Annotated in this window: 12 protein-coding genes; 6 read left to right on the top strand and 6 right to left on the bottom strand. The window is 74.7% G+C overall.

From position 1 onward, the window contains the following. Positions 1-18: 18 nt before the first annotated feature. The 4 genes from ACZ6ZT_RS03920 to ACZ6ZT_RS03935 all read right to left on the bottom strand — a co-directional run bounded on the left by ACZ6ZT_RS03920 (position 19) and on the right by ACZ6ZT_RS03935 (position 10,326). The gene (locus ACZ6ZT_RS03920) at positions 19-6,135 is read right to left on the bottom strand and encodes a hypothetical protein (protein ID WP_469715256.1); all 6,117 of its coding nucleotides are present in this window, start codon (positions 6,133-6,135) and stop codon (positions 19-21) included. A gap of 41 nt (positions 6,136-6,176) precedes the next feature. Next, the gene (locus ACZ6ZT_RS03925; RefSeq protein ID WP_469715258.1) at positions 6,177-7,259 is read right to left on the bottom strand and encodes a PP2C family protein-serine/threonine phosphatase; all 1,083 of its coding nucleotides are present in this window, start codon (positions 7,257-7,259) and stop codon (positions 6,177-6,179) included. 131 nt (positions 7,260-7,390) lie between these two features. Beyond that, positions 7,391-8,914, bottom strand: coding sequence for an acetaldehyde dehydrogenase ExaC (gene exaC, locus ACZ6ZT_RS03930; RefSeq protein WP_469715260.1), 1,524 nt, complete (start codon positions 8,912-8,914; stop codon positions 7,391-7,393). A 122-nt stretch (positions 8,915-9,036) separates the two neighbouring features. Continuing rightward, on the bottom strand, positions 9,037-10,326 hold the full coding sequence (locus ACZ6ZT_RS03935; protein WP_469715261.1) for a GAF domain-containing protein: 1,290 nt from the start codon (positions 10,324-10,326) through the stop codon (positions 9,037-9,039). 268 nt (positions 10,327-10,594) lie between these two features. On the opposite strand from ACZ6ZT_RS03935, the gene ACZ6ZT_RS03940 reads away from it, so the two are divergent. Continuing rightward, on the top strand, positions 10,595-10,777 hold the full coding sequence (locus ACZ6ZT_RS03940; protein WP_469715263.1) for a hypothetical protein: 183 nt from the start codon (positions 10,595-10,597) through the stop codon (positions 10,775-10,777). A 24-nt stretch (positions 10,778-10,801) separates the two neighbouring features. Further along, a complete protein-coding gene (locus ACZ6ZT_RS03945; RefSeq protein ID WP_469715264.1) occupies positions 10,802-11,350 on the top strand; it encodes an MOSC domain-containing protein in 549 nt (182 codons plus the stop codon). A 119-nt stretch (positions 11,351-11,469) separates the two neighbouring features. On the opposite strand, the gene ACZ6ZT_RS03950 is transcribed toward ACZ6ZT_RS03945, so the two are convergent. Then, on the bottom strand, positions 11,470-12,267 hold the full coding sequence (locus ACZ6ZT_RS03950; protein WP_469715266.1) for a hypothetical protein: 798 nt from the start codon (positions 12,265-12,267) through the stop codon (positions 11,470-11,472). Positions 12,268-12,406: 139 nt separating this feature from the next. Between ACZ6ZT_RS03950 and ACZ6ZT_RS03955 the strand changes: the two genes are divergently transcribed. Further along, positions 12,407-13,318, top strand: coding sequence for an oxygenase MpaB family protein (locus ACZ6ZT_RS03955; RefSeq protein WP_469715268.1), 912 nt, complete (start codon positions 12,407-12,409; stop codon positions 13,316-13,318). 53 nt (positions 13,319-13,371) lie between these two features. Here the strand turns inward: ACZ6ZT_RS03955 and ACZ6ZT_RS03960 are convergent, their stop codons facing one another. Continuing rightward, on the bottom strand, positions 13,372-13,971 hold the full coding sequence (locus tag ACZ6ZT_RS03960; protein WP_469715818.1) for a class I SAM-dependent methyltransferase: 600 nt from the start codon (positions 13,969-13,971) through the stop codon (positions 13,372-13,374). A 197-nt stretch (positions 13,972-14,168) separates the two neighbouring features. Between ACZ6ZT_RS03960 and ACZ6ZT_RS03965 the strand changes: the two genes are divergently transcribed. From ACZ6ZT_RS03965 to ACZ6ZT_RS03975, 3 genes are read left to right on the top strand one after another with little or no spacing between them, the layout of a single operon-like run. Further along, complete coding sequence (locus ACZ6ZT_RS03965) at positions 14,169-15,074, top strand: MHYT domain-containing protein (protein ID WP_469715270.1); 906 nt, start codon at positions 14,169-14,171, stop codon at positions 15,072-15,074. 54 nt (positions 15,075-15,128) lie between these two features. Continuing rightward, the gene (locus ACZ6ZT_RS03970; protein WP_469715272.1) at positions 15,129-17,795 is read left to right on the top strand and encodes a sensor histidine kinase; all 2,667 of its coding nucleotides are present in this window, start codon (positions 15,129-15,131) and stop codon (positions 17,793-17,795) included. Beyond that, entirely contained in the window at positions 17,795-18,238 is a 444-nt protein-coding gene (locus ACZ6ZT_RS03975) for a roadblock/LC7 domain-containing protein (RefSeq protein ID WP_469715273.1), read from the top strand. Before ACZ6ZT_RS03970 ends, ACZ6ZT_RS03975 begins: the two co-directional genes overlap by 1 nt. Positions 18,239-18,262: the final 24 nt, after the last annotated feature.

An 18,262-nucleotide genomic window follows, 5' to 3' on the forward strand; every position in this document is an offset into this window, starting at 1 on the left:
GCGGTCGTGGCCCGGAAGTCACGACAGTTCCGACAGGACCTGGAGCGCCCGGAAGGTGATCCGGTCCAGCGAGCAGCCCTCCGGTCCGTCGTCCAGTACCCCGTGGTCCAGCAGCCGTTCCACGAGCGATCCGACCTCGTCGATCCGCAGCCCCGTGACGGAGGCGATGTCGGCGTAGTCACACCCCTCGCCCGGTTCCACATATTGGCTCCATTCGGTCAGCACCTGGGTCAGCTGGGCGTCGAGCCCGACGCGCTCCAGATGGACGCGGGCGAAGTCGCGCCGCCCGATGAAGTCCCGGGCGTCCTCCAGAGCCGCTTCGAGCGTGGAGCCCTCGCGGGTGATGCGGTGTACGGTCCGCTCCAACAGGTGTGGCCAGCCGCCGGTGACTTCGGTGACCCGTCGCCGTTTGTCGGGGGTGTCGAACGGACACTCGGGCCAGGCGCGCAGGCTGTCCGCGGTCCACCGTTCGGGACGCACCACACACGTGATGAGTTCGTCCTTCCGGCCCAGCTCGGCCGGGTCGATCAGCAGGACGGCCGTCCGGTGGGGCGTGCCGCCCTCCGGCGGGGAGGCGTGGGCGTGCAGGGCCTGTGTCCATTCGGTGACCTCGGCCGGCCCGCGGCCCCGGAGGTCCGCCAGGAGCAGGAAGGGCCGGGTGTCCGCGTCCGCGGTCCACGCCCGGGGCAGGTCCCCGGGCGCCGCCTCCCGGAAGTCCAGTGCGCGCGCCGTGGAGTACGACTTCACCGCGCGTTTCACGAGTACCGGGCCGTGTGCCTCGGTCAGGCACACCGCCGCCACCCCCGGCGTCGTGACCAGGTGGAGCTGGTGTTCTGTCAACGGGCTGTAGCGGGCGATGCCCTCGCCGTCAGGACCGACGAAACGCCGCGAGAAGCGCGGGTTGTAGTCGTAGGGGAGGTCGAACTCGGTCTGCTGCAATTCGAGTTCGAGATCCTCCCGGGTGCCCAGCATGCTGACGACGTTCGGGCTGCGGACGGCGTACAGGCGCGCGTCGGCAAGCTGGATCAGCAAGCCCAGCCCGACCATCTCGTCCAGGTAGATCCGTACGTCGCTGGCGGTGAGCGAACTGAACCCCTCCCGCCAGCGCTCCTTGGCCGCCCTCAGCAGCTCGTCGGCGTCGTAGCCGCACCGATAGCGGTCCTCCTGGCTGCGCAGCGCGATCACCAGAGCGAGGACCCGGTAGCGGTCCTCCAGGTTGATCGTGATCCGTAGCCGCTCCGCGATGTGCCGGTGGACCTGGGCGGATCCGGTCACGGACCGGACGTCCTCGTCGGTGACCGTGATCGGCCACTTCGCCGAGGCGAGCGACTTCCCGCGCAGGGCCGCGACGAGCCGCTCGCAGAAGATCTGGACCAGGCACGCCTGGTAGTTCGTCGCGGCGAGGACCCGCCAGACCAGCTCGGGCCGTTCGAAGCGGTACCCGAAGGCCGCCATCGGCTCGACGACCAGTCGCTGCGCCTCGGCCGGCTTCAGCGTGCTGATCAGTACGTCCGGACCGCCGTGCGTCAAAGGCACGTTGGAAAGGTGGCTGAAGCGCTGCACTTGGTGCAGACCCGCGAAGACGATCTTGAAGCGCCGGTCGGTGCGGTCCATCAGCCCCTTCAGCCGCAGGACGTTAGAGAAGGTCGCCTCGCCGCCCCGCCCGCGTACGGCCTTGGAGTCCGCGGTCAGGAAGGCGTCGGCCTCGTCCGCGAGCACCAGCACCCGCCGGTCGTGGCTCTCCTCCAGCCACCTCTCCACCCGGTCGAGCAGCACGTCAGGCGCGTGGACGGCATCCGCTGAATCGCCGAGCACGCCCACGCGCCGCAGCTCGTCCCCGAGCACCGCCCAGATGCGTTCGGCGGGCTCGGCCTCACCCACCCCGCGCGCCTTGAGGTCGACGTAGATGGCCTTGTGGCCGGGGGTGCCGGGGAAGGACGCCTGCACCTTGCGAAGGAGGGCGGACTTGCCCAGCTGGCGCCCGCCGTAGAGGAACAGCGCGCCGAGCGGGTCCGTGACGGCGGCGATCTCCTCCTGCCGCCCGTAGAAGACCTCCGGCGGTACGAGCCCGGCCACGAACGGCGTGTATGGGTTGTACGCCGTCCAGGGCAGGGTGACCCGTTGGGTGGCCCGGAAGGACCGCGGGGAGCGCGCCGCGACCCACCCGAACACGGCGGGGTCCACCACCAGCGCCTGCTGGGAGGAGGCAGTGCGCGCACGAGCCGCCATCTCCCGGCGCCCGTTCAGCCCGAGCGGGTACAGGTAAAGGATCAGGCAGGCCCCGGAGTCGCTGCTGTCCAGCAGTTCCAGCGGACTGCGGCCGCGCTGCTCGTCGGAGACGACGAGGATCGTGTACGAGGACGCGGCCGACCCCAGGGCCGCCACGTAGCCGGGAGCCGTCTCGCTCGCCCGGGCCCGCGCCATGAGCCGCAGGACCCCGCGCACCTCGTGCTGCTGGTCCCGGACCGGTGTCTGGGGACACTCCAGTCCCAGCACGCGCAGGACCGACGGGATGTGGCGCTGCCACTCCGAGCCGCGGGTGGCGGGGCGGCATAGGGCGTCCCACGAGTCCAGCCCGCTCCGTGCGCCCTCGGTGAGGGGCTCCCCGTCCAGGTAGAAGTCGGCCCACGGTCGGGCGGAGTAACCCTGGGCTCCGGTGGCTTTGCGCACCCCGGACAGCTCGATCCCGGCGGTGAAGCGCTCCAGCTCCGCCCCCGAGTCCGGACTGCTCCAGTCGGGGAGGGGCTTTCCCTCGCGCAGCAGTGCCAGGCATTCCTCGGCGGTGACCGTGTCCCCGGCGTCGAGCAGCGAGGTGAGGCGTTGCAGTTCCTCGGTTGCCGGGTTCAGCGCGGCCAGGCTTTCGTGGAGGTGCTCCACGTACTCCTGGACCTTCGCCCGCATCTCGCCCTCCAGGACGCCGAGGCCCGCGCAGGCACGGCCGAACGCCCCCTCCGGAACGGGTCGGCGGAGCTCTTCGAGGCGGCCGACGAGTTCCCGCTCCGTCAGCATGTCCAGTTGCTGAGCGCGCAGTTCGGCGAGGAGGGCGCCGACTGCGGCGTGGGCCTTGCGGTGGACCGTGCTCCAGCGTGTCCACTCCGGGTCGCGCAGCTGGCGCCAATCGCGCGGTACGGATTCGAGGCCTTGCGGGAGGGCGGGGACGAGGTCCTGTTCCAGTGCCGCGACCAGGGCGTCGGCGAGGTGCAGGTCGCCGCGCTCGACGTACGTCCGCAGTACGGTGCGCACGTCGACCGGCTCCAGCAGGGTGAGGACGGCCTCGGTGAAGCCCTCCGCGTCGGGCCGGGGCGTACCTGCGGCCGACCGCGGGAGCTCCGGCGCCGCGAGCAGGGCCTCCGCCTGGGGTCGGTCCAGCACGCGTACGGCGTCGGGGTCGCGTGCCGGGACGGCGGTGCCGGGGGAGCGGTCACCGTCCAGCAGCCAGGTGCGCAGCCGAAGCAGGGCGGCCCCTTCGACGCCCGGCGGGGGCGTTTCGAGGCGTACCTGGTCCAGGGCGTGACGGAGGCCGGTGGTGCTGTCCGCGCGTTCGTCGACGACGGGGGCGGCCAGAGCACGCGCGCGGCAGAGCAGATCGGACACCTGTTCGATGCTGCGCAACAGGGCTCGCTTGGCGGCGGCCTCGATGGGCTCCTTCGCCTGCTTGGGCGTGCGGATCTCGGCGTCAGCCTCTTCGATCATGCGTTCCGCGGAGCCGCGCTTGCGGAAGAGCTCCCAGATCTGGTCCAGGCCGGCGGCCCCGGCCGGGTCGGCGGCCCAGGCGCAGACTCCGTCCAGAGCCTTCCCCAGGGGCTGGTCCGAACCGATCAGACGGGTCCTGACCTGGGTCGCGCGGGTGTATCCGATGCGCTGGCGCCGCAGGGCGTCGCGCAGGGCGGCGGCCTCGGAGGCGAGGTGGTCCGGGGTGAGTCCCGACATGTCGTCGGTGACCAGGCGGGTCGCGCCCAGGTCGAGGCGGTGGTACCGGCGCAGCGCGTCGACGGCCCGCTCGAGAAGCTTGCCCCAGGGGCCGGGCACGGTGGAGGAGAGGTCCGTCTGGATCAGGAGGTCGTTGGGCCAGCCCACCAGCAGACCGGCCCGCAGCGAGGCCACGGCGGCCAGCACCAGGGCAGGCCGGTCGGCCTGGAGCAACTGGATCTCCGGGTCGAAGCCGGTCATCACGGCCACGGCCTCCTCCTCGTCGCCGCAGGCGAAGGCCGCCTCGGCGAAGGCGAGGCAATCGGTGCGGTGTGCGGGCTCCGCCGAGCCGGCCGTCAGCCAGTACGCCTCCTGGAAGCGGCCCTGGGCGATCAGCCGGGCCACGGCGGCCTCCCCGACACCGTCCACCACCGGCGGTTTCCAGGGCAGAAAGGCCGCCTTGGCCGCCGCCACCGCACCGGGAGCCCGTACGGTCGCGCCGGTCTCGGCCCGCTTCGCCGCAGGGCCCCGCGCTCCGTCGGGCACGGCCGACACGGGACCGCCCTCGGGGTCGGGCGCCGACGCGGCGGCTGCACGGCGAGTGGGGACGGCAGCCGAAGCCGTGGCCCCCGGCTCGGGCGCGGCCCCCGCCTGCTGAGTGGGGACGGATTCCGCCACGGGCGGCGCCGCGGTCTCCGCGGGGACGGCAGGGGCATCCGTGTCTGCACGCTTCTCGGGCGGGGCCAGTGCCCCGGCGGCGCCGGCTCGGCCGGGGTCGGGCACGGCCTCCGCCTCGGGTGCCGAGGCGGGTTCGGTCTGCCAAGCGGGGACGGATCCCGCCGGAGCGCCGGGGGTGTCCGTGTCGGCCGCCGGCGCCCCGGCCCCGATGGTCGGCCCGGGCCCCGGCCCGGGAACGGCCTCGGCGTCGGTGACCGGCGTGGCGCCCGCCTGCCGCATGGGGACGGAGTCCGCCGCCAGGGCCGTCGGTCCGGCCTCCGGGGGCCGGACCGCGGCCGGCTCCGCGTCCGGGACGTCAACGGGGTCCGGTTCCGAGCCCGGGTCCCGGCCCGACTCCACGGCGGACACCGTGGCCGGGCCGGACTCGACGGCCGGCTCCGGAAGCTCGTCCGTCGCCGGTGCGTGCTCCGTCGCCGGGCCCGATTCCGGTTGGCCTGCCGCCTCGGAACCTTCGACCGGACCGGTGGGCCCGACCCCTCCCGGTGCGGCGCATACGGCATGGGCCCCCGCCGCCACGAGTTCGCCGATGCGCGCCTCCAGCGCCGTCAGCGACTGCTGCAGCGGAATGCGGTGCGGTGCGTCGGACGCGGTCCGCTCCAATACGAGGCGCAGCCCCTCGCGGTCCTGGTCCAGCCGGCGGAGCTCCTCCCCGGCGGCCCGCACCCCCTGGATATGTAGGTCGAGTTCGGGAAGTCCCGCTTCCGCCGACCACGCCCGGCCGCCGACGGCGAGTCCTTCCGCGATCCGGGACCGGATCTCGCGCCATTCCTCCAACCGCACGGACAGCAGCTCCGGAACGGCCCGTCCCGCCCGGACTCGTCCGAGTGCCTCTTCCAGCACCCGGCCCAGTTCCGCCGCCCCCTCCCTCAACGCCTGTCGCGACGCGAGCAGCTGCTCCTCTGTGATCCCCACGGTCAACGGGTAGCCCTCTTCTCGTATGCCATCCGTCTCGACGGCTTCCTCGCCGGGGTCGGCCCCATCCGCGAACGCGACCTCGGATCTGCCCGCAGGCCGGCACGGTCCGTCGCCACGCTCGCACCTGCACAGCGTCCCCATGGCCGACGCGGCGGCCCACAGGTCGTCCCAGTGGTCCTCCACCGACCCGCCCTCGGCGACAGGACTGTCGCGCAGGCCGTACAAGGTGATCTGGGCGAGCACGGGATCGAGCTCACCCAGCATCTTCCGCAGCGGCTCCACGGCGAGCTCCGACAACTGCTCCGACGTGTACCCGTGACACCGCTCCAAGCGGTATGTCGTCCAGTCCGACGCGTACTGTGCGATCACCGCGAGACCGCCCGCGCCGGTGCGGCTCAGCCAGGTACGTGCCGCCTGGACCTCTCGGCGCCGTAGGCGCGGGGTCAGCCCGTTCGGGGCGCCGGCGATCCCCGGTATGTGCGCCAACATGTTCGGAATCAGCAGCAGTTCTCGGAGTGCGCGGTCGTCCAGCCCGGTCACCCAGGCGCGGAGCCCGTCCCCCTTGGTGTGCATGGACGGATCTTGCCAGAAGCACTCCCGCCCGCAGGGCGGTTTCAGCGAATCCGGCGGCCGTCCGTACCGCTCGCCGGAACCTGCTCCTCAGGCCCGCCCAGGCGCACGGCCAGGGCGGCGATGTCGTCGTCGAGGCGGCCTCGGCTGTAGTGCAGGAGGTCGTGGTGGAGGGCCGCGAGCAGTTCGCGGGGCGGGGTGGGGGAGCGGCGGCGCATCCAGGCCGCCAGCGGGAAGAACTCGCCGTTACGGGCGCGGGCCTCGGCGATCCCGTCGGTGTAGAAGAGCAGCAGGTCGCCGGGGGCCAGGTCGAAGGTGTCGACGGTGTAGTGGTCACCGATCAGGTCCGCGAGGCTGAGCAGCGGTGAAGGGGCGGCGGACTCCAGGACGTGGAGCTTCCCGCCGTTCAGGAGCAGGGGAGGCGGGTGCCCGCAGTTCAGGACGTCGATATGGCCGGCCCCGTGCGGGATCTCGGCGATCAGGGCGGTGGCGAAACGCTCCGTCGGTCCGTCGGCGGGGAAGGCGGCGTTGTACCGCATGCTGCTGGCGTCCAGCCTGCGCGCGACGTCCACCATGTCGCTCTCGCCGTAGGCCGCCTCCCGGAAGGCGTTGACGATCGCCGCGGCCGCCCCCACCGCGGGCAGGCCCTTGCCGCGCACGTCACCGATGAGCAGCCTGACCCCGTACGGCGTGTCGGCGACCTCGTAGAAGTCCCCGCCGATACGGGCCTCCGCGGCGGCCGCGAGGTACAGCGACTCGATCTCGACGTTTCCGAGGCGGCGCGGCATGGGGCTGAGCACCACCTGCTGCGCCGCCTCGGCGACGAGCCGTACCTGGAAGAGGGTGCGCTCGCGCTGGAGCCGGGCGTGGCTCCCGTAGGCGGCGGCCACGGTGACCGCGATGATCCCCGCGGCCGTCCACCACGTCCCCAGATCGGGGAAGACGAGGCTGAGACCGATCATGAGGAAGAGGCAGACCGTCCCGAGCAGGACGGTGGGCAGCACCGGCCACATGGCGGCCGCCAGCGCCGGCGCCGCGGGCAGGAGCCGGCTGAAGGCCATCTCCGGCGGCGTGGCGTAGGCCAGCCCCGCGATCACGATGGTCAGGACGACCGGCGACAGCCGCACGAGCGTCCCCCCACCGTGGAGGCGACGGAGCCGCGGCCCTCCAGACTCGATCACACTTCATAGGATATCCACGTAATAACGGCATAGCGCTCCAGGGAGCGCCATGCCGGGCCGCACCGGCTCCCGGCGGCCTAGAAGAAGCCGAGCCGCTTCGGGGAGTACGAGACGAGGAGGTTCTTCGTCTGCTGGTAGTGCTCCAGCATCATCTTGTGGGTCTCGCGGCCGATGCCCGACTGCTTGTAGCCGCCGAAGGCGGCGTGGGCAGGGTAGGCGTGGTAGCAGTTCGTCCAGACGCGGCCCGCCTGGATGGCGCGGCCCGCGCGGTACGCCGTGTTGATGTCACGGGTCCAGACGCCGGCGCCCAGGCCGTAGGCGGTGTCGTTGGCGATGCGGACCGCGTCGTCGAAGTCCTCGAACGAGGTCACCGACACCACCGGACCGAAGATCTCCTCCTGGAAGATGCGCATCCGGTTGTCGCCCTCGAAGATGGTGGGCTGGACGTAGAAGCCGCCCGCCAGATCGCCGCCGTGGTCGATGCGGCCGCCGCCCGTGAGGATCTTCGCTCCCTCCCGCTGGCCGATCTCCACGTACGAGAGGACCTTCCGCAGCTGCTCCTCGGAGGCCTGCGCGCCGATCATGGTGTCGGTGTCCAGCGGGTGGCCCGGCACGATCAGCTCGGTGCGGGCGACGGCCGCCTCCAGGAAGTCCCCGTACCGGCCGCGTTCGATCAGCGCGCGCGACGGGCTCGTACAGACCTCGCCCTGGTTCAGCGCGAACATCGTGAAGCCCTCCAGGGCCTTGTCGCGCAGGTCGTCGTCGGTGGTCCAGATGTCGTCGAAGAAGAGGTTCGGGCTCTTGCCCCCGAGTTCGAGGGTGACCGGCTTCAAGTGCTCGGCCGCGTACTGCATGATCAGGCGCCCCGTCGAGGTCTCCCCGGTGAAGGCCACCTTCGCCACGCGCGGACTCGACGCGAGCGGCTTGCCCGCCTCCTCGCCGAAGCCGTTGACGATGTTCAGCACCCCCGGCGGCAGCAGGTCGGACACCAGGCTCAGCCAGAAGTGCACCGAAGCCGGCGTCTGCTCGGCCGGCTTGAGGACCACCGCGTTCCCGGCGGCCAGCGCCGGCGCGAGCTTCCACACGGCCATCAGGATCGGGAAGTTCCACGGGATGATCTGCGCGACCACACCCAGCGGCTCGTGGAAGTGGTAGGCCACCGTGTCGTCGTCGAGCTGGCTGAGCGCCCCCTCCTGGGCGCGCAGCGCCCCCGCGAAGTAACGGAACTGGTCGATCGCGAGCGGCAGGTCCGCGGCGAGGGTCTCGCGGACCGGTTTGCCGTTCTCCCAGGTCTCGGCGACCACGAGGGCCTCCAGGTGCTGCTCCATCCGGTCCGCGATGCGCAGCAGGAGCGTCGAACGCTCGCCCGCCGAGGTGCGGCCCCAGGCCGGCGCCGCCGCGTGCGCCGCGTCCAGGGCCCTCTCCACGTCCTCCGCCGTGCCCCGCGCGACCTCGGTGAACGGCCGGCCGGTGACGGGGGAGGGGTTCTCGAAGTATCCGCCCCGCACCGGCTCGACGTACTCGCCGCCGATGAAGTGGCCGTAGCGGGACGCGTACGACATCAGCGCGCCCTCCGTACCGGGCGCCGCGTACCGGGCCATGGTGTTCCTCCCCTTGCCGCAGGGCGCCGCCGCCGTCGGCAGGCGCTCGGGGAGGAGGCTAGGAGCGGGAGGGTTGCGGATACGTTGCACATGCGCCGGGGCTGCCCGGCATACCGCCGGAGCTACGTCGCCCACCGCCCGGATGCCTGTGGCCCCGTGCCCAGCTCCGCGTCGAGGGCCCGTACGCGGGCCAGCGCGGCCGGCCGGTCCCGTGGCGGCAGGGCCGCGGCCAGTGCCCGCCACACCGCCGGGTCCTCCGCGCCCCACGGGCCGCACACCCAGTCGGCCAGCAGCCCGGCGTCCGCCCGGGCGATCACCGCCGCCCGCGCCTGGTCCTCGATCCGCCGCCGCAGCCGTACGATGCCGGGCGCGGCCGAGGCCGGCAGCAGCGGGCCCGGGTAGCGGGTCAGGGCCGCCGAGACGGCGCCCGCCGCCAGGTGCCGGGCCACGGCGGTGAAGTCGGCCTCCAGGGGGACGGCGGTCCGGTAGGGGCGGGAAAGCAGGGCCCCGGCGCCCAGCAGGGAGCGCAGCCGGGCCACCTCCGCCCGCAGGGTCACCGCCGGGACGGACTCGTCCTCGTACAGGGCGAAGGCGAGTTCCGCCCCCGACAGCCCCTCGGGGTGGTGCGCGAGCAGGGCCATGATCTCGCTGTGCCGCCGCCCCAGGGTGATGCGCCGGCCGCCGAGTTCCAGGAGGGCCCGGTCGCGGCCGAGCGCCGTCAGGCCGTCGGGGCCCGTGGACCGCCCCGGTGGCGGGGCGAGGAGCGCCAGCTGGGTTTCGGCGGCCCGGGCCACCGCCCGTACGAACGCCAGCGAGTGCGGGTGCGCCAGCCCGTCCCCTCCGGTGATGTCGACCGCCCCCAGCACCCGGCCGGTGGCGGGGTCGCGCACCGGGGCCGCCGCGCAGGTCCACGGGTCCACGAGCCGGCTGAAGTGCTCGGCCCCGAAGACCTGGACGGGCTCCCCGAGCGCGACCGCCGTGCCGGGCGCGTTGGTTCCCATCACGGACTCCGCCCAGCGCGCCCCCGGTACGAAGCCCAGCCGCTCGGCCCGCCGCAGCGTGGCCGGCTCCCCCTCGACCCACAGCAGGCCGCCGCGGGCGTCGCACACCGCGAGCAGGTGCGCCCCGTGCGCGGCGAACGTCCCGACCAGGTCCCGGACCAGTGGCATCACCCGGGACAGGGGGTGCTGCGCTCGATAGCCGCGCAGGTCCGCCTCCGCCAGTTCCAGGCCGGGCGCGCACTCCGGGCTGACCCGTGCCCGCGCGCACCGCCGCCAGGACGTCGCGATCACCGTCCGGACCGGCGGCTCGACCCGTCCGTCCCGGACGAAGGCCTCGTGCGCCCGCCGCAGGACGCGCGTGCGCGCGGCGGGATCGGCCCCGCTCGGCAGCGCCGACGACGGATCGCCCATGTCACCCTCCCGAGGGGCCGTGGCGCCGCGGTACGCGGAGCGGCCCCCATCGTCGTGCGGCCCCGGGCGCCGGACAAGCGCCGCGTCGGCCACCCGTGCGGAACCCGTGCCGGACCCGTGCCGGACCCGTGCCGGACCCGTGCCGGACCCGTGCCGGAATCCGTCCGGTGGCCGGACCGGGCGGGACGCGCCGGTGGCCGGGAACGTACGCCCGGGGCGGCACGTTGAGCGGGTGACGGACGATGGTCGGAGAAGGAGGTGTCCGCAGATGTCGAAGGGCGCGAAGATCGCGGTCGGCGCGGTCGTGGCGGCGGTCGTGCTGTACGCCCTGGTCGGGTTCTGGGCGGGGCTGGCGGTCCTGGTCGGGGTCCCGGTCGTGGCCTACCTCCTGCTGGACTCCTCCCAGAAGCGTCGTCTGCGGGGCATATCGAGGAAGCAGCTCGGCCGCTGACGGCGGCCAGGGGGGAAGGGCCACATGGGAACCACCGGCCAGATCGCAGCGGTCAGCAGCAACGCCGTGTACGCGTTCACGAAGCCCAACCGCGCGAGCATCACCCTGCTCGCGGGGCTGGGTGTGGAGGGCGACGTGCACGCGGGGGTCACGGTCAGGCACCGCTCGCGGGTGGCGGCGGATCCGACCCAGCCGAACCTCCGGCAGGTGCACCTCATCCACCGCGAGCTGTTCGACGAGGTGGCCAGGGCGGGCTTCAGCGTCGCGCCGGGCGAGCTGGGGGAGAACGTCACCACCGAGGGCATAGACCTGCACGCCCTGCCCACCGGCACGCTGCTGGGGCTCGGCGGAGAGGCGGTCGTGGAGGTGACGGGGCTGCGCAACCCGTGCCCGCAGATCAACGCCTTCCAGGACGGGCTGCTCAAGCAGGTCGTCGGCCGGGACGGGGACGGCCGGGTGGTGCGCAAGGCCGGGATCATGGCCGTGGTCCGCCGGGGCGGCACGGTCCGCCCCGGCGACTCCATCGCCGTCACCCTGCCGGCGCCACCGCACGTCCCCCTCGAACGCGTCTGACGCCGAGCCGTGGCGGCCGGATGCGCGGCCGCGGCCCGGCGCCTGCCGCGGGGCGGCCGAGTCAGAGCCGGTCGGCAAGCGTGTCGCCGCCCGCGCCCGTCGCGGGGCAGCAGGCGGGCTCAGGACGGGCGGATCGCCACCCGGTCCAGGGCCGCCAGTAGCTCCGGCAGGCCGGGGAGCTCTGGCAGGTCCGGGCCTCCCGCGCGGGGTACGGCCAGGACCTCGCCGGGTTCCTCGTCCAGCAGGACGAAGGCGGCGTCGTCGGTGCGGGCCACCAGCGACCAGCCGGGCCCGTCGGCCCGCACCGTCCGCGCGTCCTCGCCGGCGAAGGCCGACCGGACCCGCCCCGGCGGCGGTGCCTGCCGCGTGTACGCCGCCGCCTCCCGCAGCGCCCGCGCCAGCCCGGGGTGGGCCGCGGCGGCCGCCCCGCCGTCCTGCGCTGCGCGCTCACGCCAGTCCGCCCACTCCCGCGCGATCTGGTCCGCCCCCAGCCGCCGCTGGACCGGTCCCCACACCGACGCCGACGGCGGGGCCAGCGGGACCCGCCCCGTGCCGTCCGCGCCCTGCTCCGGATCGTGCGGCTCCGGGACGCCCGGCGCCGCCACCGTCAGCTCCAGCGGCCAGCCCGCCAGCGAGACCACGATCGTCCGCTCGTCGGGGGACAGGTCGTACTCCATGCCGCAGTCCCACGAGGCGATGGCCGCAGCCACGAGCGAGACGTCGTCCACGACGACGGTCCAGCGCGCCCCCTCCTCGTCCTGCCCGAGCACCAGCCCGTACCCGTCGGCGGCCGGCGGCACGCCCAGCAGGGCGCAGGCCTCCGGGTAGTCGTCGCCGAACACCGCCGGGAACCGCGTGGGGGTCAGCAGCACGGCGGTCAGCACGTACAGCGAGCCCCCGTCCTCCTCTTCGGACACCTGACCTCCCGATCGCTCCGGCTATGTCGTCGGCGCACCTTAACCAGCGGGTAACACGCACGTCGAGAGTCCGCGAGGGCCGATTTCCAAGGCCGCCGCCCGCACGTAGAGTTGGGCACCCGCCACAGAAAGGACACCGGTGCAGCGCTACGACCGGCTCAGGGAGATCCTCCGCCTCGACCCCGACAAGGACTTCCTGGCCATCTACCGGCTCACCGCCACCTTCGAGTTCCCCTGGGACTTCACCCGCGCCCTGGAACTCGCCCTCCTGCGGACCTACGCGGTTCCCTCCATCGGTGCCCTGCTCGCCGAGACCGCAGAGTTCACCGAGCGCACCCAGAAGCGCTACGACGACACCGCCCTGCTCCTCGACGCCGTCGTCGAGCACGGCTTCGACAGCGACACCGCCCGCACCGCGATCCGCCGCGTCAACCAGATGCACCGTGCCTACGACATCTCCGACGACGACATGCGCTACGTCCTGTGCACGTTCGTCGTCATCCCCGCCCGCTGGATCGAGGCCTACGGCTGGCGCCCGCTCACCCACCACGAGCGCCGGGCCTGCGCGCACTACTACGCCACCCTGGGCCGCCACCTCGGCATCAAGGACATCCCGGGCTCGTACGAGGACTTCGAGACCACCCTGGACGCCTACGAGCGCGAGCACTTCGGCTGGGACGAGGGCGGCCGCGAGGTCGCCGACTCCACCCTCGGCCTGATGGCGTCCTGGTACCCGGCGCCCCTCGCCCCCGCCGTGCGCCGGGCGGCCCTGGCCCTCCTCGACGAGCCACTGCTGGACGCCTTCCGCTACGCGCCCCCGCACCCCGCCCTGCGCCGGCTGGTACGCGGCGCCGTGCGGCTGCGCGGCCGCGCGGTACGGCTGCTGCCACCCCGCCGCGCCCCGCACTACGCCCGCCAGAACCCGGAGATCAAGGGGTACCCCGACGGCTACGACGTCGGCGAGCTCGGTACGTTCCCCGTGCCCGGCGGTGGGTGCCCGGTGCCGCACCCGCGCCGCCCGGCCGGAGCCGAGGCCCAGCCGCCCGCGTAGCCCCCGGGCGCCGCTGGGCTCCGGCGCGCGGGCCGGCGTACCGGGGGAACGCCTCAGGGGAGGCGGGCCGCCAGGACCAGGAAACGGTCGTCCTCGTCGGCGTACGAGGTCATCTGCCAGCCGGAACCGGCCAGCAGCGGGCGGAGGTTGGGCTCCGCCCGCAGGTCGTCCGGGGTCAGTTCGCGACCGTGGCGGGCGGCGAGCGCGGCCCGCCCGACCGAGTGGAAGAGCGCGAGCCGGCCGCCGGGGCGGACCACGCGGGCGAGCTCGCGCAGGTTCGACGGCGGATCCGGCAGGTGCCCGGTCAGCCCGGCCCCGAACACCGCGTCCAGCACCCCGTCGCGCAGCGGCAGCCGGGTCACGTCCGCGCGCACCAGCGTGCCGTCGGCGTCCCGCCCCGCCTCCCGGGCGGCGGCCAGCATCCGTTCGGTGACATCCACCCCGAGGACGGTGCCGGACGGCCCGACCGCCGCACGCAGCGGGGGCAGCGCCCGGCCCGTGCCACAGCCCGCGTCGAGCACCCGGTCGCCCGGCCCGACGCCCAACTCGGCCACGGCGGCCGCGAAAGCGGGGCCGTCCCCGGGGAACTTGCGGTCCCAGTCGGCGGCGCGCGCCCCGAAGAACTCCTGCACGCGCGTGCGGTCCTCGTCCATGCGGTTCCCGTTGCTCATGCCTCCCATGGTCCCGCACCGCGGAGGCGGGCGGCCGGTCTGTGCGGCGGGTGCGGCGTGTGCAAGGTGGCACGCGGTGTGATCGGAGACCGACGGCGCTCTGTCATATTCCAGCAGTTCCAGCGGCTTTCGAAATGCTCCCCGTGTTCGCGCCCTCACCCGGACTAGCGTCCGCGGCCATGGGACACCTGGACCACGCCGCCTATGGCTGGCTGACACCCGTACTGTCGTACGTGATGGCGTCGATCGGCGCCGCCCTCGGCCTGAGCTGCACCGTCCGCGCGCTCGCCGCGACCGGCGCCTCCCGCCGCAACTGGCTCCTCACGGCGGCCTCCGCCCTCGGCACCGGCATCTGGACGATGCACTTCGTCGCGATGCTCGGCTTCCACGTCACCGGCACCGACATCCGCTACGACGTGCCGCTGACCCTCCTCAGCCTGCTCGGCGCGATGCTCGTCGTGGGCGCCGGAGTCTTCGCCGTCGGCCACGGCCGGTCCCTCCTCATCGGCGGCCTCACCACCGGACTCGGCGTCGCGAGCATGCACTACCTCGGCATGGCCGCCCTGCGCCTGCACGGCGGGATCAGCTACGCGGCGCCGGTGGTCGGGCTCTCGGTCGTGATCGCCGTCGTGGCCGCGACCGTCGCGCTGTGGGCCGCCTTCACCATCAAGTCCCCGGCGGCCGTGACCGTGGCCTCCCTCGTGATGGGCCTGGCCGTCAGCAGCATGCACTACACGGGGATGCTCGCCGTCTCCGTCCACGTCAGCCCGTCGGACCGGCCGCTCGCCGGAGCCACCACCTTGCAGTTCGTCTTCCCGCTCGCGGTCGGACTCGGCTCGTACCTGTTCATCACCGCCGCCTTCGTGGCGCTGTCCCCGACCGCCGGCGAGCGGGCCGCGACGGCGTCGGCGGCGGCGTCCCGGCCCTCGGGGGACGGTGCCGAGCCGGGGGCGGTGTCGCGTCCGGCGGGGTCGAACACCGAGCCGGGAGCCGCGTCGCGGTTCGCGGGGGCCAACGCCGAGTCAGGGGCCGTGCCCGGTGCCGCTCCGGGACGCGCGGGGCGGGGCGCCGTGCCCGCGCGCTGAACGGCCCGACCGCCCCCACCCCCCCACGTACGCACCGCCCGGAACGAGGAGTCCATGCGCATACCCCGCAATAGACCGGAAGCAGCGGCTCCGCGGTTGCCCCTGACCCCGGCGCGCGGCCGGCGGGCGCACGCCGGTCCCGCCGCCGAGGAACCGCCGGGCCCTGGCCCGCACCCCTCCCCGACCGGGGGCGCGCCCACCGCCGCGCGCCCCGGACCCCGGCCCCGGCTCAGGCCGCGGCCCGGCAGCGTCCGGGCGAAGATCATCTCGCTGCTGATGGTCCCGGTCGTCTCCCTGCTCGCCCTCTGGGCCTTCGCCACCGTCAGCGCCGCCCAGGACGTCGCCCGCCTCAGCCGCGCCCGGCAGGCCGACGCCGAGATCCGCACCCCCGTCGCCGCCGCCCTGACCGAGCTCCAGGCCGAACGCCGCGCCGCCTTCCGCTTCCTGGCCGACCCGGCCCCCGACCAGCGGACCGCCTTGGACCAACAGGCCCGGCGCACCGACGACGCCGTACGCCGGCTCCGCCTCGACGGCCGGCACACCGTCGCCGAAGCCCATGACCACGGCCCCGACGTGGTCGCCCGGCTCGGCGCCTTCGTCACCGGAGCGGAAGGGCTCGCCGCCGCCCGCGCGGACGTCACCGGACGCCGTGCGACCCCCGACGGCACCTACGCGGCGTACACCCGCGTGACCGACTCCGCCCTCGCCGTCGCGGGCGCCCTCGACACCGGGGACGGTGACGGTGACGGGGCCGCCGCACCCGGCGCCGCCGCCCGCGGCCTGGCGGAGTTCGCCCGCGCCGGCGAGATGCTGTCGCGCGAGGACGCGCTGCTCGCCCTGCCGGGACCGCGCACCGGCGAGGCGCTGCGCCGTCTGACCGGGGCCGTCGAGACCCGGCGTGCCCTGACCACCGCCGCCGCGGACGACCTGCCCGCGCCGCAGCGGGCCGCCTGGGAGGCCGTGGCCAGGGGCGCCGCCTACGCGGCACTCACCGGAGCCGAGGAGGAAGCCCTGGCCGCCGCCTCCGCCCCCGCCGCCGGGCCGCGCGAAACGCCGCGTACGGAGGTCCCCGCCGGCTGGGAGGCCGCGTACACCACCGTCGGCGACTCGATGCGCGAGATCCGGGACGCCGCGCGGGCCGGGGCGCAGCGGCGCACCGACCCGCTCACCGAGGCGCTGCTGAGCCCCGCCGGAGCCGCCGTGCTGCTGGGCCTGGCCGCGGTCGCCGCCTCGCTCGTCATCTCGGTCCGCATCGGCCGCGCCCTCGTCGTCGAACTGGTCTCGCTGCGCAACGCCGCCCTGGAGATCGCCCACCGCAAGCTCCCGCACGCCATGGACCGGCTCCGGGCCGGGCAGGCCGTCGACGTCGACGCCGAGGCCGCCACCCCGGCCGGGGCGCCCGCCGCCGACGAGATCACCCAGGTCGGCGCCGCCCTGGCCACCGTCCACCGGGCCGCCCTCGGCGCCGCCGTCGAACGCGCCGAACTCGCCGACGGGGTGAGCGGCGTCTTCGTCAACCTCGCCCGCCGCAGCCAGGTCCTGGTCCACAAGCAGCTCGCCCTGCTCGATTCGATGGAGCGGCGCGCCGACGATCCCGGCGAGCTCGGCGACCTCTTCCGCCTCGACCACCTCACCACCCGCATGCGCCGCCACGCGGAGAGCCTGATCATCCTCTCGGGCGCCGCTCCCGGCCGCGCCTGGCGCCTGCCGGTCCCGCTGACCACCGTGGTGCGCGCCGCCGTCTCCGAGATCGAGGACTACACCCGCGTCGAGGTCGGCGGCCTCGCCGAAACCACCGTCGTCGGCGCCTCGGTGGCCGACCTCACCCACCTCCTCGCCGAACTGATCGAGAACGCCGCCCAGTTCTCCCCGCCGCACACCAGGGTCCGCGTCAGCGGCGAGCCCGTCGGGACCGGATACGTCCTGGAGGTCGAGGACCGCGGCCTCGGCATGGGCCGCGAGGCCCTCGCCGGGGCCAACCGCCGGATCGAGCAGTCCGAGGACCTCGACCTGTTCGACAGCGACCGCCTCGGCCTCTTCGTCGTCAGCCGCCTCTCCGCCCGCCACGGCGTACGGGTCCACCTGCGCACCTCGCCCTACGGCGGCACCACCGCCGTGGTGCTGCTGCCCCACTCCCTCCTCCAGGGCGCGCCCGACCCCGCAGCCCCCGGCCCGGACGCCACGGACGGGACCGGGGCCCGGGCCGCCGAGGAGGAGCGGCGGCACCGCTCCCCGGCCGAGAGTCCTGTACGGGAGACCGTGCGCGGCGTTCCGTCGCCCGGCCGGCCCCCCGTCCCGGCGCCGGTCCTCCCCGGGGCCCCCGTCCACGCCGCGGAGCCCGCCCCCGCACGGCACGAGCCGGGCTCCGCCCCGGTGGCACCCCTCCGGCCGCGCGGCCCCGGTGGCGCTGGTACGCGTACCCACGCGGCATCCGCCGCGACGGCCGCCCCCGTACCGGGCCCCGCCGCCGGGTCGGTGACCGCACTGCCGCGCCGGATCCGCCAGGCCGGCCTGGTCCCGCAGCTGCGCGAGGCCCCCGCCGCGCCCGGGGACGACTCCGTCGGCGGGGCCGAAGGGCGGCCGCCGGCGCGCGGCCGCAGCCCGGAACAGGCCCGGGAGCGGATGGCCGCGTACCGGGACGGCTGGGCGCGCGGCTCCCAGGAGGCCGCGCACGCCCACGGTGGGGCCCGCCCCCACGCAGGCAACGAAGGAGAAGCGTGATGATCGAACACCGCAGGACCGACCTCGACGGGGTGCGCCGCTCCGGTGAACTGGACTGGCTGCTGGAGGACCTGGTGACACGGGTCCGCGAGGTCCGGCACGCCGTGGTCCTGTCCGACGACGGGCTGGCCGTGGGCTCCTCGCACGGGCTGGGCCGGGAGGACGCGGAACACCTGGCGGCCGTGGCCTCCGGCTTCCACAGCCTCGCCAAGGGCGCGAGCCGGCATTTCCACGCCGGGGGCGTGCGCCAGACGATGGTGGAGATGGACGAGGGGTTCCTGTTCGTCGCGGCAGCCGGGGAGGGCTCCTGCCTGGCCGTCCTCGGCGAGGCCGGCGCGGACATCGGGCTGATCGCGTACGAGATGGCCCGGCTGGTCAAGCGGGTCGGCGAGCACCTGTACGCGCCGCCCCGGTCCGCGGCCCGCCCGCCGGCCGCCGGATGAGAACGGCGGCCGGGGGGAGGCCCG

It is taken from the genome of Streptomyces sp. NPDC102258 (genome assembly GCF_055584685.1).

What these genes read in the sequence shown, in the direction of transcription:
- ACZ6ZT_RS03920 (WP_469715256.1), bottom strand. Translation starts at nt 6,135, where the DNA reads ATGCACACCAAGGGGGACGGGCTCCGCGCCTGGGTGACCGGGCTGGAC.
- exaC (WP_469715260.1), bottom strand. Translation starts at nt 8,914, where the DNA reads ATGGCCCGGTACGCGGCGCCCGGTACGGAGGGCGCGCTGATGTCGTAC.
- ACZ6ZT_RS03935 (WP_469715261.1), bottom strand. Translation starts at nt 10,326, where the DNA reads ATGGGCGATCCGTCGTCGGCGCTGCCGAGCGGGGCCGATCCCGCCGCG.
- ACZ6ZT_RS03940 (WP_469715263.1), top strand. Translation starts at nt 10,595, where the DNA reads ATGTCGAAGGGCGCGAAGATCGCGGTCGGCGCGGTCGTGGCGGCGGTC.
- ACZ6ZT_RS03945 (WP_469715264.1), top strand. Translation starts at nt 10,802, where the DNA reads ATGGGAACCACCGGCCAGATCGCAGCGGTCAGCAGCAACGCCGTGTAC.
- ACZ6ZT_RS03960 (WP_469715818.1), bottom strand. Translation starts at nt 13,971, where the DNA reads ATGGACGAGGACCGCACGCGCGTGCAGGAGTTCTTCGGGGCGCGCGCC.
- ACZ6ZT_RS03965 (WP_469715270.1), top strand. Translation starts at nt 14,169, where the DNA reads ATGGGACACCTGGACCACGCCGCCTATGGCTGGCTGACACCCGTACTG.
- ACZ6ZT_RS03970 (WP_469715272.1), top strand. Translation starts at nt 15,129, where the DNA reads ATGCGCATACCCCGCAATAGACCGGAAGCAGCGGCTCCGCGGTTGCCC.
- ACZ6ZT_RS03975 (WP_469715273.1), top strand. Translation starts at nt 17,795, where the DNA reads ATGATCGAACACCGCAGGACCGACCTCGACGGGGTGCGCCGCTCCGGT.